We start from the raw sequence: 13504 nt of genomic DNA, 5'->3' as shown, positions 1-13504 counted from the left end.
AATGTAAAATCATTACTTCTTGGTGTACTCACCTACGCGGGCATGAATGGCTTCGACCGTACGGCGGGCCGATGTGAACGCGCCAGCCATCCAGGCCGTCAGATACGTAGTATGCTCACCGGCAAAATAGATGTTTCCATCGGGTTCGAGCAGGGCCGGATAGTATTTTTTCCGGGTAGCGTCGTCGTAATTGGCCCAGCCACCATTGCTATACGGCGTCCGATGCCAGGCCAGCGAAAACGAATTTTCAAACTCGGCCGGATATTGAGGATGGATTTTCCCACCCTGCTCCAGGGCCAGTTTCTGCCGATCGGCAACCGATAGAGCGCCAACAGCCTCAGCCCGGCTATAAAAGTTGTAGTAGCCGATCAAAACCCCTTTCTTTTCCTGCAAACCAAACGACGGATACCAGATTTGGTTGATGTCCAGGTTGGTTCGGGAAATACCCCCGTAAATCCCGTCATCTTCCTCCCAGAACCGACGCTTGAATTGCAGACCGATTTTACCCGTTTTCATGTACGGAATAAAATCAGCCGCTCGCTGTACCGTACCCGACAGGTCCGATTCCAGATTTTTGAGCATGGGCAACGGCAAAGTACAGACGCAGAATTCACCAGTCAGCTCAACGGGTTTTCCATCTTTCTGATAAATAACCCGAACGCCATTTTCCGTTTTGCGAAGCTCTTTGACGGGCGCGTTGAACAGGATTTTACCCGCCAGCTTTTTCTCAAATGCTCTCGGAATCATATCCATCCCACCAACGGGCTGCAACAGGGTAGCCTGCTGTTCATAGGCGTAGTCGCCCACGTTGTAGAATACCGGCTGCATAAATCCCGACCGGAGCAGATCGGTAAGCCCATAAGGGTCGCTCAATGTACCGGGGGTATTACCAGCACCAGGATCGCTTTTGTCTTTGTACCCCCGCCGATTGGTGCCTTTGTAGAGATGAGCCGTGTTCAGATCGCCTTCGTTTTTCAGAAAGTCGATAAGTTTTTCAACGTCTTCCTTCGTCAATTGTTGATCCAGCGACGACTGGTCGAGGGCTTTGGCCAGCAGTTCAGCCGTATAGCCGCGCATATCGTGGTGATAATCACTAATACGCATCCGTCGGTTGGCAAAATTGCCCGTTCCCCCATCGTTGTAGAGGTAAGCCGATTCGTTCGACCCATTGAATATCTGCAACGGCACGCCTAACTCCCGGCAGTAATGAAGTGTGATCTGGTGATGATGGGGAATACGGGCCGCTCCGCCGTTGAAATACAAGCCATCTTCAAACGTACAGGTTTGTGGCGTACCTCCACCCAGTTCGGTTTCTTTGGTACCGCCCCGGATGGTCCAGACCCGGCCACCCGAACGGGAGCGGGCTTCCAGCACAGTGCAGTCGTAACCGAGTTTGCCCAGCTCATAGGCCGCCGTCAGACCAGCCAGCCCCGCCCCTAAAATGATTACTTTTCGTCCTTTACCATCCTGCATCTGGCCGTTGGCGGGGAGTTCGAACGCCGACGCGGGAGCCGGGTGAATCATTCCCCACGCCAACAAACTGGCATAGCTGGCACTGGTTGCATTAATAAAATCGCGTCTTGTCATAGTTTATCAGGAGTGAGGAGCGAGGAGCGAGGAGTGAGAATGCTCCGCATGACAAGATTGCGCCAGCATTCTCACTCCTCGCTCCTCACTCCCAATACTTCCTTTATCCAACCACTTTTTTAAACCCGTCCATAAAAATGGCCATTTCGTCCATAGTGCCAACGCTGACCCGGCAATACGGTTGGCCGTTGAAATCGCGGGTCTGAATACCGATTCCCTGCGCAAACATCTGGTTGCTGAAAGGTCCGGTTTTCATTCGGATGGGGAACAGGATAAAGTTGGTCGACGAAGGAATAACTTCATAGCCCATATCGGCCAGCGCTTTCGTCGTGTAGGCACGCGCTTTCGCGTTTTCGGCCCGACAGTGGTTTTGCCAATCCTTGTCCTGGTAGCTGGCAATACCAGCCATCAGGGTTGTAATGCTCACAGCAAAGTCGCCATTGGTATAATCACGCAGGATTCTAAGCATAGCAGGCTGGGCCATGGCATACCCCAGTCGTAATCCGGCAAAACCATGAATTTTCGAGAAGGTCCGGGCCAGAATCACGTTTAACCCTTCCGACACCAGTTTGCCAAGTTTTGGCCGCTCGGCTGGTTCGAAGAAATCAATATACGCTTCGTCGATAAATACGGGCACTTTCGGAGCAACTTCCCGGCAAAACGCTTCCAGTTCGGCCGTTGGTACGATGGTACCCGTTGGGTTGTTTGGATTAACGATGTAAACCATCTTCACATCGGGTGTGATGGCAGCTTTAATGGCGGGTAGGTCATATTTATAATCCTTCGTCATCGGCAGCGCTTTGATTTTCGCGCCCTGTTTTTCGGCCCGTTGCAACAGGTCGTCGTAGGTCATCACGCTGGTCAGGATGGTGCCGCCCCCTTTCGCAAAATTATCGGCAGCTGCCATCAGAATATCCGATGAACCCGGCGACATCAGGATGTTTTCAGCCTTTACGCCTTCGTCGGCGGCAATCAATTTCTTCAACTGGCCAAACTCCATAAAAGCGTATCGGTTCCCGATTTCGGCCGCTTTTACTAAGGCCTGTTTGGCATTGGGCGATATACCCAGCGGGTTTTCATTCGCCAGCAATCGGGCACGTAGACTACCCATTTTTTCGAACGGGTCGTCAGTAAAGGCAAATTCATTGGTGAACGTCGATACAAGCGGAGCGGCAGGGTAAGCAGCTTCGGCGGGAGTAAATCTACTTAAGCCTAGGCTGGCCGTCAGAAGGCCACTGGCTCGCAGCCAATCCCGGCGAGTTAGTTGTGATGACATGAGTTTTTGTATTTATCCCGGATAAAATAAGAGTAAAGTCAAATATAACTCCTTAGTAGATAGAGTGTTGTGAAAGTACGAATTAATACTTAGAAAAAAAGTATCTGAATTGAGAAAGTTGTTCAAATTAATTTTGCAGTGATATGAAATCTCAAAACTATTATAAATAAACTCAGGTATTATCAAAATATAGTTTTCATAATCGCTTAAATACCGTCAGGCCTATGCAATTTAGGAAGCGGTTTGCAGCGGTATCGAACGGGTAAAGCCATGGGCATTGAAGCGAATGAATTGTTTCGTGATTCCCCGTGACCGGAACAAAGCCTGAAAATTATGGAATCGTTAGTAATCAGTCCATTACCTAATACAACCATAACCCTGCTTTAATCAAGAGTTCATAGTCTGGTTCTTACTTTGCGTAAACCAATACGTGCTTGCATGAATCGTCGACAGGTAGTTAGACGAATGGGTATGGGCCTTGCGGCTCTTTCGGCCAATGAACTGGCTACGGCTCAGGTAGCCTCAATTCCCAAACAACGGATTTTACGCATCGCCCACGTTACGGATGTACATATGCAGCCGCTCATTGGGGCCGCCAAAGGGTTTGAAAAATGCCTGCATCATCTACAAAGCCTGCCCGACAAACCGGATTTGATCATCAATGGGGGCGATGCCATTATGGAAGCGCATGGTCGTGGTCAGGATAGTGTTCGGCGGCAATGGAAGCTCTATCAGGACGTGATCGGAAGCGAAAATGCCCTACCGATTCTGAGCTGTGTCGGCAATCACGACATCTGGTGCAAACAGGAAACCCAGGCATCCTTCTGCGATGGTAAGAAGTGGGCCATGGATGAATTGCAGTTGGCCAATCGCTACTACAGCCTGACCCGAAACGGCTGGCATATCATCGTTTTGGATAGTGTACAGCCTAAAGCCGACGGTAGCTGGTACACAGCTCATCTCGACGACGAACAATACGCCTGGCTGGAATCGGACCTGAAAGCAACGCCCTCCAACATACCGATCTTAATTATCTCGCACGTTCCCATTCTGGCAGCCTGTGTCTTTTTTGATGGACCCCGTTTTGCCGGTGACAACTGGACCATCCCGGCCCGATGGATGCATAGCGATACCGTTCGACTCACTAGCCTTTTTCATCGGTACCCCAACGTGAAGGCTGCCCTCAGCGGGCATATTCATCTTACAGACCGGGTCGACTATAGTAATGTCAGCTATTTCTGCAATGGAGCCGTGAGTGGAGCCTGGTGGTTTGGCAAGTACCATCATACGCCAGCCGGGTATGCCCTTGTCGATTTGTTTGATGATGGCTCAGTCGTAAACACCTATATGCCCTACGGGCAATCCGTTTGAGCAGTACTGACACCTTTACGGCACCGTCAACAAGAAGCCTTACAGTCCCCTGCCACAAGCAGCTGTCTATCAGAGTTTTAAAACTTAAAATTAGCGTAATACTACAGCGCACTATATCACATTCAGGTAATATAGGACGCTATAGCTTTGCGCATTTATCAAACGCTATATGTCGCTCTTTATGAAAGCACTTTCCGTATCGTCTTTAGTGACCTTCGTTGTTGGTGGTAGCTTACTGGTAGCAGGCTGCGATGATCACCGCATCCCAGAACTTACCGCCTATCCAACCTTCTCCGAAGCATCCAATCCTAAAACCTTGGCGATTTCGCCCAACGGGACAACGATTTACAATGGTGGCTTCGGCTCGGCTCTTGCGCCTGACCCCAAAGATCCGAACGCCTTTTACCTGATGACCGACCGGGGTCCTAATGCTGCCGGACAAGCCGCGAACTCGATCATTTTTGGCAAGGCCGATTTTACACCACAAATTGGTCGATTCCGCGTAGTTGGTAATCAGCTCGTTTTAGAAAATACGATTCTGCTAAAGAACGCGGCTGGCCAGTTACTGACCGGATTACCTAACCCATCGGGGCAAGGCAGTACGGGAGAAACAGCGCTCGACTTAAACGGCCAGCCAATAGCCCCAAATGCCGACGGACTTGATTCGGAAGGTCTGGTTCTGGCTTCAGATGGTACCTTCTGGGTGAGCGACGAATACGGTCCACACATTGTTCACTTCGATGCCAGCGGCAAAACCATCGAGCGGATCAACCCATTCGGAACGGGTACGGGTGGCCGAACACTGCCCAAAGTGCTGGCTACCCGTCGGCCTAACCGGGGCATGGAAGGATTGACGATTACGCCCGATGGCAAAACATTGGTTGGCCTGATGCAGTCTCCGCTGTATAATCCATCCTCGGGAGCGGTATCGGGTTCGGTGGTTCTGCGCGTTGTAACGTTCGATATTGCTAGCGGTGCAACGAAGCAATACGCCTATCTGATGGAAAACGCCAGCCTGACGGGTTGCAGCGAAATTGCAGCCATTACCAATACGACCTTCCTGACCCTGGAACGCGACGGCGATTACGGTGGCAACCCAGCCAAACCTGCTATATTCAAACGCGTATTTAAAATTGACCTGGCCGGAGCAACCGATATCTCGGACCCATCCAATGGCACGAACGGTAAACTATTTGGTGGCCTGACGGTGGAGCAATTGAAAGATAAAGCGGGGTTACAGAATGCCGGGATTACGCCCGTTACCAAAACGCTGGTATTCGATATTCTGACAGGCTTCAAGCCCGTTTATCCGCACGACAAAGCCGAAGGTATTGCCCTGATTGGCAACAACATTCTGGCCATCTCGAACGACGACGACTTTGGGGTTGTCGATAACGGACAAAACGGCTTTACGGCTAAAATTTTACCGGCAACGGGTAAGGTCGATGTCAACCGAATCTATTTCGTAACCTTACCGACGCCACTCCGATAACGGCTTCTGTTAGTAGATTAAAAGCCACTTCTGATTGGGAGTGGCTTTTTTGGCTCTACGGTGCTGGTCATAAAAAGTTTACATTCGTTGCCCGATAAGCCTGTATTTTTATAGAGTTGTTGAATCCTAAAGGATGTGTCTACGTATGCATTTCTGGTCGAAGGGTGTGTTCCTAAAGCCTTATTGGCTAATCCTGCTGGTTTTATTAACCTACGCAGCTACAACCTGCTTTGCCCAGAATCTCAACGCAACCGAACAACTATCCCGACAATACCCCGATTCCGTTTACCGGGTCATCAAAGCCAGGCTGGATCAGGCCGTTCGTCAGCAGGACAAATTAGCTGAAGGCATTCATTTGCAGGATATTGGGCTGCTATTCTACCATCAGGGCAATTATGCGCAGGCCATTGATTTTCTGTTGCAGGCCCAAAAAATCTTTTTAGTGAAGAAAGATGCCAACCGATTGGCCCGCAATCGAAATGAACTCGGCACGGTATACTATTATAATGAGCAGGTTGAACAGGCACTGGCTCAGTTCAACGAAGCGTTGACGTTTTATCAGCAACAGCACAACGCCAGTGGACTGGCCCAAACCTACGCGAACATTGGGCATATCTACGAAAAACGGCAGTCGCCCAACCTGGCTTATCGCTACCAGAAATTAGCTTTAGCCAATAGCCGAATGGCCCATGATACGGTCAGCCTAATCAAAATATATGAGAACCTGGGTAGCATTTTCGAAGATGAAGCCCGCTACGATTCGGCCCATTACTATTACCAGAACGCGCTAACCCTTGCTCAGCAGACACGCGACGAAATCAGCCAGCTCGAAATTCTGAACAATCTGGGTGATGTGTTTCGGAAAACGGGCAAGTATGCGCAAGGGCTGGCCTATTCCCGAAAAGCCCTGCGTATGTCGCAGGAAAAAGGCGAGTTATACCAGATCAGTGCCGCCCTCCGCGACATCGCCAAAACCTATCGGCTGATGAACCAACCCGATAGCGCGTATACCTACATCGAGCGCAGCCGCGATCTGACCGATGAAATTTACGGTATCGAAAACAACCGCCAGATCACCTTATTGCAAACGCTGTATGAAGTGGAACGAAAAGACAGTGAGATCGAGCAACTCAATGCCCAAAAGCGTACCGATCTCATTATCATTATTGCTACGGTAGTGGTGTTACTGCTGATCGGCATTTTAGGAGCGGTAATCATCCGTCAGCAACGGTTGAAACTCCAAAACCAGCGTGAACGCATTGAGGTTGAGCTAAAAAACCGACAACTGGAAGAAGAAAACCTGAAAAGCCAACTGGAGCTAAAAAGTAAAGAACTAACAGCCCATACGCTCCAGATTATTCAGAAAAATCAGGTGCTGGAAGAATTGAAAAACGACCTGACGGCCATCCTGAAAGATGACAAGCGCGATCAGAAAAAACTACTCCGACAACTGGCCCAGAAAATCGATCTGAGTTTTAACCAGGACAAATACTGGGATGATTTCCGTACGATTTTCGACCAGGTACATCCCAACTTCTTCCATTCGCTAACCCAGCAATTCCCCGATCTGACGGCCACCGATCTGCGGCTTATTGCCCTGCTTAAAATGAATATCAACTCGACGGATGTGGCTACGCTGCTGGGCATCTCGCCCGACAGTCTGCGCGTTGCCCGCTATCGACTTCGCAAAAAAATAAGCCTTGCCGAAGGCGAATCGCTCTCCACTTTCATTCAGCGGTTTCCATCGCCAATACAACCTTATTCTGAAAAAATATAACATTTACAAGTCCCCTTAGTGTCTTCACAATTAGGAAACACATTGTTAACAATAAGATAATGGCGTTTCTCAAACCAAACAACCCATTGACTATCACATAAATATTAGAGAGTTATTCATCATGTTGCCTGGTTGTTTACGGTGATGAATGGGCTGTTGCCTTTTTGTTCACGGGTCAAATTTGTCTGGTTCTCTTTCCTGCCTTCACCTTTGCGACATCCATCACAAACGGAATCGAGTGATCGTAACGCAGAGCATATCCTCTCCAGGAAACCAAATGAATCGACTTGTACTTATTGCTGGTTTTTATTTGCTGCTCAGCCTAAACGCCTGGGCTGGTACTATCCGGGGTAGAGCCATCGACGCAGCTACGGGTCAGCCCGTAGTAGGGGCGACATTACTCATAGAAAATACCAAGCTTCATCATGTATCAGGTCTGGATGGCACCTTTCTAATTAAAAATGTACCTACCGGCACGTATACCATCCGAATCAGCTACGTGTCGTACCGGACCATGACCCGCGAGGTGACCCTAAATACAGACGATCAGATCATTACCCTCGACCTGCCCCTCGAATCCGACAACGACCGTCAACTGACCGAAGTAACCGTAAAGGCTAAACGCGATGGAGCCAGCGACCGTACGGCCCGCGATCTCGAACGAAATGCAGTACAGGTTACCAACATCGTGTCGGGCCGGACCATCGAACTATCGCCCGATCTTACTGTAGCCAATGTGATCCAGCGCGTATCGGGCATTTCGATTGAGCGAAACAGCAACGGCGACGGCCAATACGCCATTCTGCGGGGCATGGACAAACGCTACAATTACACCCTCGTCAACGGGGTAAAAATTCCCAGTCCCGACAACCGATACCGATACGTCCCGCTCGACATTTTTCCGGCCGAACTACTTGATCGGCTCGAAGTTTACAAAGCCCTGACACCCAGCATGGAAGGCGATGCCGTGGGTGGGGCCATCAACATGGTCATGAAAGATGCGCCCGAGCATCCCACCATTCTGGCCAATCTATCGACGGGGTACAGCGAACTGTTTGCCAATAGGCCGTTTGTCAGCTTCGACACCAGGCACATCAACGCGCAGTCGCCCTACGAGCAGTTTGGGAGTCAGTACAGCGCCAAATTTGCTGATTTCAACAAAGCCTCCGCAACCTATACCCGGCAATCGCCACCGCCCAACCTGCTCGGCAGTTTTGCTATTGGCAATCGATTCTTCAACCGCCGATTTGGGGTTATGCTGGCAGGTAGCCTTCAAAATACTTACCGGGGCAGCAACAGCCTGTTCTTCAATGGCGACGTGGTCGATACGCTCCGGGGCGTTACGCTGACCAAGCAAAGTGAGCGCGAATACTCCGAACGGCAAACCCGCTATGGCATCCATGCTAAAATGGATTTCCGGGTCAATGAACGAAACAAAATCCAGTGGTTCAACGCGCTTATCAGCCTGACCAACGAGCAAATCCGCGAAACCAAATCGACCGAACTGGGCATTGGGGGTTTCGACCCCGTGCTGGGCAATGCAACCCTGGGTTTTGAAACCCGCTCACGACTGACCAGACAGAAGATCTACAACAGCACACTCCAGGGTACGCATCAGCTAACACCCCGTTTGGGCATCAACTGGTCGGCGGTTTACTCGACGGCTACGAACGAAGTGCCCGACCAGACTTACGTACCGCTGCTGGGTATTCGCCAGAATTTTATCGAAAAACGAACGACCGTTCAGGATGGGCAACGCCGATGGGAGCACAATTCGGATACCGATCTGGCGGCTTATCTGAACCTGACACTGAAAACAAACCTGGCAGGAGTAGCGGTCGAATGGATGGCGGGTGGCTTGTATCGGGATAAACAACGGACTAATTTTTACAACAATTATACCCTTCGTCCCAGCAACCCGTTTGCGCAATACGGCACCGATTTCAGCGATTACAACCAGATTGTCTGGACCATTCAGAACCCGCTTGGTTCCGTTGCCTCAGCTCTGAACTACGACGCTAGCGAGAAAACTGCATCGGGTTACCTTCAATTTCACACGACCGATCAACCGCTCGAAATAACGGGCGGTGTACGGGTTGAACATACCGATCAGCGCTACGCCATGAAATTCCCGATTGGCGAAGACAACCCGACGGGCAGTCAGGTTTATACCGATATTTTACCAAGCCTGCATTTTCGCTATCGGCCTACAGAGCAGACCAACTGGCGGCTATCGTACTTCCGCTCGCTGAATCGTCCCGGCTTTTTCGAGATCGTTCCGTACCGGATTGTCAATGAAGAATACCAGGAACGGGGCAATCCAAACCTGAAGCGGGCCATTGCTGATAATGTGGATTTGCGCTATGAATTTTTCCCGCGCCCACTGGAGCAGTTTATGATTGGCCTTTTCTACAAGCACATTCAGTACCCGATTGAGTACACGCTCCAGAAAGATGCCATTCGTGGTCAGGATTTGTACTATGGACCTGGCAATTTCGGCAATGCCACCAACTTTGGCCTGGAACTGGACGCCATCAAGTATTTCCGGCAATGGGGGTTGAAAGCGAACTACACCTATACCAATTCCAGCATTACCACGCCCAAATCGAAGCGTATCCGCAATGCGCAGGGCGATCTGGAAACCATCACGGTCAATCAAACCCGGGCGCTGTATGGTCAGTCGGCGCACGTAGCCAACCTGTCGCTACTCTACAAAGACACCGAACACGGTTTCGACGGCCAGCTTGCCGCCAGCTATACAGGTGGCCGTATCAACACCGTATCGCAGTTTGTCGATAACGACCTGTACCAGAAAGGTTTCGTTCAGATGGACGCTTCGCTCGAAAAGCGAATAGGCCGGGCCAATCCAGGCCGGGGCTTCCTGCTCTTTGCCAAAGCCAATAACCTGCTGAACACGCCCACGGAAATTTTTATCAAGAACGTCAACAGCAAAAATTCAGACATCCCCAATCAGGACATAGCGGGCAAAACACTGATCCGCCGTGACTTCTACCAGCGCTCTTATGTGCTGGGCATCCGCTATAAACTATAAACCGGCCCGTAGCCACTCCTGCGCTCAACAAACGAAGAAAACAGATTCATAACCAAAACAACGATGAAACACGTATGTATCCTGGCTGCCCTATCGGCGGCTGTATTGATCGGCTGCTCAAAAAGTGACGATTCGAACCAGACAGTGACCCCAACTCCGGTGGTAAAAGATGCCGTTTCGGGCGATGTATCGGGCACCTGGACCAAAGGGAGCACTTACAAAATCACCGGACATTTGCAGGTTCCGGCCAGCCAGTCGCTGGTTATTGAAGAAGGGGTCAACGTTATCTTCAGCGATTCGACCGTAAAGCCTGAGTTTATCATCAAAGGCAACCTCTATGTAATGGGTACGTCGGCCAATCCGGTCAAGTTTACCGTTCCGGATGCCTGGAAAACCACGGCCAACCAATGGGGTAGTCTGTGGGGCGGTATCATTGCCGCTCCTACCTGCACCGAACTGTTGCTCGACAATGCGATTCTGGAGTATGGGGGTGCTGTAACCACTGAAAGCTCACCGTCGGTAAAAGCAGGTTTGTATAAGGCAGCCGCCGGGAACCACGTTCCGGCCGTCAACTATTCGAATGTCAATGGCAAGCTGGTGATCGTCAATAGTCGTCTGAACAACCAGAACGAAGATGGTTTCTACATCGAAGGTGGAAAGGTGATTATTGCCAATAATAAGATTTACACCCAGGGTGTATCGGGTGGTGATGCCATCAACATCAAATCGGGCGTCCAGGCCGATGTAGCCTACAACCTGGTTTATAGCCCAAACACGAACGCCCTGAAACTCTCCAACTCCGGCGACCGCACTCCGCAAGCGTATGTCGTTGCCTACAACAACACGATTGTGAATGCGGGCTGGCGTCGGCCGACCATTAAAGGGGGATCGATTTGGGTAGAAGTAGGCGTTCGTGCCGAATTATACAATAACCTGCTGGCGAACGATCGTTTTGGGGTAAAACGTGACCCGAAAAACCCGGAAGATAGCCGGACCAAAATGAGCAACAATTTATATTACGGTTATACCCAGGATGGGGTAACAGGCTTCCAGCCGTCGACTGAAATTCTGACTGGAACCAGCGATGTTATCAGCAAAACCGTAGGTGATAACGATCCGAAATTTGTGAACTACCCGCTGAGCACCGATTCTAAAAATGCGCTGTTCAATACGGCCTGGGATTTCCGGCTGCAGAGCGGTTCGCCAGCTATTGGCAAAGGTACCACGAGCTTTACCCGTCTGTATGCCGATGGGATCTCATTGGCCAACGGTACGCTGTATAAATCGCCTGCCCCATCGACAACGATCGGCGCTTTCGGAACGAACTAGGTTTTAACTATTGTGACACGGAGATGCACAGAGCCTAGAGAGATTCACTGAGACTAAAAAACTCTATGTGTCTCCCTGATCTCTGTGCATCTCCGTGTTATAACTTTTACATATTCATGAAGTATTATTTCCTCATAAGCCTATCCCTGCTAGCCTGTCAATCAACCCAATCAACAGCGCAGCAGGTGGTCAAGCCGATCATTATTACCGATACGGTCCGGCACGACACCGACGATCCAGCTATCTGGATCAATCCGACCGATCACGCAAAAAGCCTGATTATCGGCACCGATAAGGATCAGGACGGCGGTTTGTACGTATTCGATCTGAAAGGAAAAATCGTCAAAGAAGTCCATGATCTGAAGCGACCCAACAACGTCGATATTGCCTACGGTCTGAAACTGGCCGGAAAGCCCACCGACATTGCCGTAACCACCGAACGATTTACCCATAAGCTTCGCATTTTTTCGCTGCCCGACATGCAGCCCGTCGACAATGGGGGGCTCGATATGTTTGTGGGTGATACGGCCAGCGGGTTCCGCGACCTGATGGGTATTGCGCTTTACAAAGCTCCGTCCGGCATTTTGTATGCGATGGTAGGCCGGAAAACGGGCCCTACTACGGGGTCATACATTGGTCAGTATGCACTTCAGGATGATGGTTCGGGCCACGTAAAAGCAACCCTCGTTCGGAAGTTTGGCACTTACAGCGGCAAAAAGGAAATTGAGTCGATAGCCGTTGACAACGAATTAGGCTACGTCTATTATTCTGACGAAGGCGTTGGCGTTCGCAAATACTACGCCGATCCAGAACGGGGCAATGCGGAACTAGCCTTGTTTGCCAAAACGGGCTTTGCGGAAGATCACGAAGGCATTTCCATCTATAAAACGGGGGCTAAAACGGGGTATCTGCTCGTATCGGATCAGGGGGCGAATCAATTCCATATTTTCCGACGCGAAGGTGAACCCGGCCATCCGAACGACCATAAACTGCTGAAGGTAGTGAAAGTAGCCGCTCAGGTCAGCGACGGGTCCGACGTAACGAATGTACCGCTGGGTAAACAATTTCCACATGGGTTATTTGTCGCCATGTCGGAAGGCAAAACGTTCCATTATTACCGCTGGGAAGATATTGCGGGGAAAGACCTCAAATAAGAAACTGTTTCAACTTAGCTTACGGATTACTCCCAACCCCCTAAAGGGGCTCTGCCTCGCTATATTCGACTTAAGTGTCCTTTAGGGGGTTAGCGGTAATCCGTAGACTGATCTTGGCTTCGTATTGTAAATAGCTTCGTCAAAATGACAAAAATCAAGCCTTATAAATCACCTTAAGCAGCTGCTGCAGCAGACTTCACTTTTTTTACTTTGGAAGTCGTCTTCGCTTTAGGCTGACTTTTCTTATCGGCTTTCTTGTACAGTTTCACCAGTTTTTTTGCCAGTTTGTCGGCCGATTTCTCAATGGCTTTTTTGAATTTCTTCGACGAAGCAGCCGATTCCGTTAATTTTGCTTCGATAGATGTAGCAATCGACTCGGCAAGTTCCTTTTTCTTAGCTTTCATTTCTGTGTTTTTGTAGTGCCAGAAGGTAATAAAAAAATCTACAAAGAAATACGAAAAAAAAG

Annotated in this window: 9 protein-coding genes; 6 read left to right on the top strand and 3 right to left on the bottom strand. The window is 50.0% G+C overall.

Going from position 1 to position 13504, the window contains the following annotated elements; genetic code table 11:
- Window positions 1–12: 12 nt before the first annotated feature.
- Window positions 13–1587, bottom strand: coding sequence for a flavin monoamine oxidase family protein (locus B153_RS0110030; protein WP_020596569.1), 1575 nt, complete (start codon window positions 1585–1587; stop codon window positions 13–15).
- 103 nt (window positions 1588–1690) lie between these two features.
- On the bottom strand, window positions 1691–2863 hold the full coding sequence (locus B153_RS0110025; protein WP_020596568.1) for a pyridoxal phosphate-dependent aminotransferase: 1173 nt from the start codon (window positions 2861–2863) through the stop codon (window positions 1691–1693).
- A gap of 438 nt (window positions 2864–3301) precedes the next feature.
- Between B153_RS0110025 and B153_RS0110020 the strand changes: the two genes are divergently transcribed.
- The 6 genes from B153_RS0110020 (at window position 3302) to B153_RS0109995 (ending at window position 13038) form a co-directional block, all read left to right on the top strand.
- Window positions 3302–4234, top strand: a complete 933-nt coding sequence (locus B153_RS0110020) for a metallophosphoesterase family protein (RefSeq protein ID WP_040761156.1) — start codon at window positions 3302–3304, stop codon at window positions 4232–4234.
- 181 nt (window positions 4235–4415) lie between these two features.
- Window positions 4416–5726, top strand: coding sequence for an esterase-like activity of phytase family protein (locus B153_RS0110015; RefSeq protein WP_157634627.1), 1311 nt, complete (start codon window positions 4416–4418; stop codon window positions 5724–5726).
- Window positions 5727–5871: 145 nt separating this feature from the next.
- Entirely contained in the window at window positions 5872–7503 is a 1632-nt protein-coding gene (locus tag B153_RS0110010; protein ID WP_020596565.1) for a tetratricopeptide repeat protein, read from the top strand.
- Window positions 7504–7780: 277 nt separating this feature from the next.
- Entirely contained in the window at window positions 7781–10555 is a 2775-nt protein-coding gene (locus B153_RS0110005) for a TonB-dependent receptor (protein ID WP_020596564.1), read from the top strand.
- A gap of 63 nt (window positions 10556–10618) precedes the next feature.
- Window positions 10619–11884: a hypothetical protein gene (locus B153_RS0110000; RefSeq protein WP_020596563.1), complete on the top strand. Its 1266-nt coding sequence runs from the start codon at window positions 10619–10621 to the stop codon at window positions 11882–11884.
- Between the two features lie 116 nt (window positions 11885–12000).
- Entirely contained in the window at window positions 12001–13038 is a 1038-nt protein-coding gene (locus B153_RS0109995; protein ID WP_020596562.1) for a phytase, read from the top strand.
- Window positions 13039–13211: 173 nt separating this feature from the next.
- Here the strand turns inward: B153_RS0109995 and B153_RS34935 are convergent, their stop codons facing one another.
- On the bottom strand, window positions 13212–13442 hold the full coding sequence (locus B153_RS34935) for a hypothetical protein (RefSeq protein WP_157634625.1): 231 nt from the start codon (window positions 13440–13442) through the stop codon (window positions 13212–13214).
- Between the last annotated feature and the right edge of the window lie 62 nt (window positions 13443–13504).

The sequence above is a fragment of the Spirosoma panaciterrae DSM 21099 genome (genome assembly GCF_000374025.1).
In the GTDB taxonomy this organism is placed as follows: domain Bacteria; phylum Bacteroidota; class Bacteroidia; order Cytophagales; family Spirosomataceae; genus Spirosoma; species Spirosoma panaciterrae.
Note: the sequence above shows the minus strand (reverse complement) of the source record. Positions and strands in the feature narration are given on the sequence as shown.

What these genes read in the sequence shown, in the direction of transcription:
- B153_RS0110030 (WP_020596569.1), bottom strand. Translation starts at nt 1,587, where the DNA reads ATGACAAGACGCGATTTTATTAATGCAACCAGTGCCAGCTATGCCAGT.
- B153_RS0110025 (WP_020596568.1), bottom strand. Translation starts at nt 2,863, where the DNA reads ATGTCATCACAACTAACTCGCCGGGATTGGCTGCGAGCCAGTGGCCTT.
- B153_RS0110020 (WP_040761156.1), top strand. Translation starts at nt 3,302, where the DNA reads ATGAATCGTCGACAGGTAGTTAGACGAATGGGTATGGGCCTTGCGGCT.
- B153_RS0110015 (WP_157634627.1), top strand. Translation starts at nt 4,416, where the DNA reads ATGAAAGCACTTTCCGTATCGTCTTTAGTGACCTTCGTTGTTGGTGGT.
- B153_RS0110010 (WP_020596565.1), top strand. Translation starts at nt 5,872, where the DNA reads ATGCATTTCTGGTCGAAGGGTGTGTTCCTAAAGCCTTATTGGCTAATC.
- B153_RS0110005 (WP_020596564.1), top strand. Translation starts at nt 7,781, where the DNA reads ATGAATCGACTTGTACTTATTGCTGGTTTTTATTTGCTGCTCAGCCTA.
- B153_RS0110000 (WP_020596563.1), top strand. Translation starts at nt 10,619, where the DNA reads ATGAAACACGTATGTATCCTGGCTGCCCTATCGGCGGCTGTATTGATC.
- B153_RS0109995 (WP_020596562.1), top strand. Translation starts at nt 12,001, where the DNA reads ATGAAGTATTATTTCCTCATAAGCCTATCCCTGCTAGCCTGTCAATCA.
- B153_RS34935 (WP_157634625.1), bottom strand. Translation starts at nt 13,442, where the DNA reads ATGAAAGCTAAGAAAAAGGAACTTGCCGAGTCGATTGCTACATCTATC.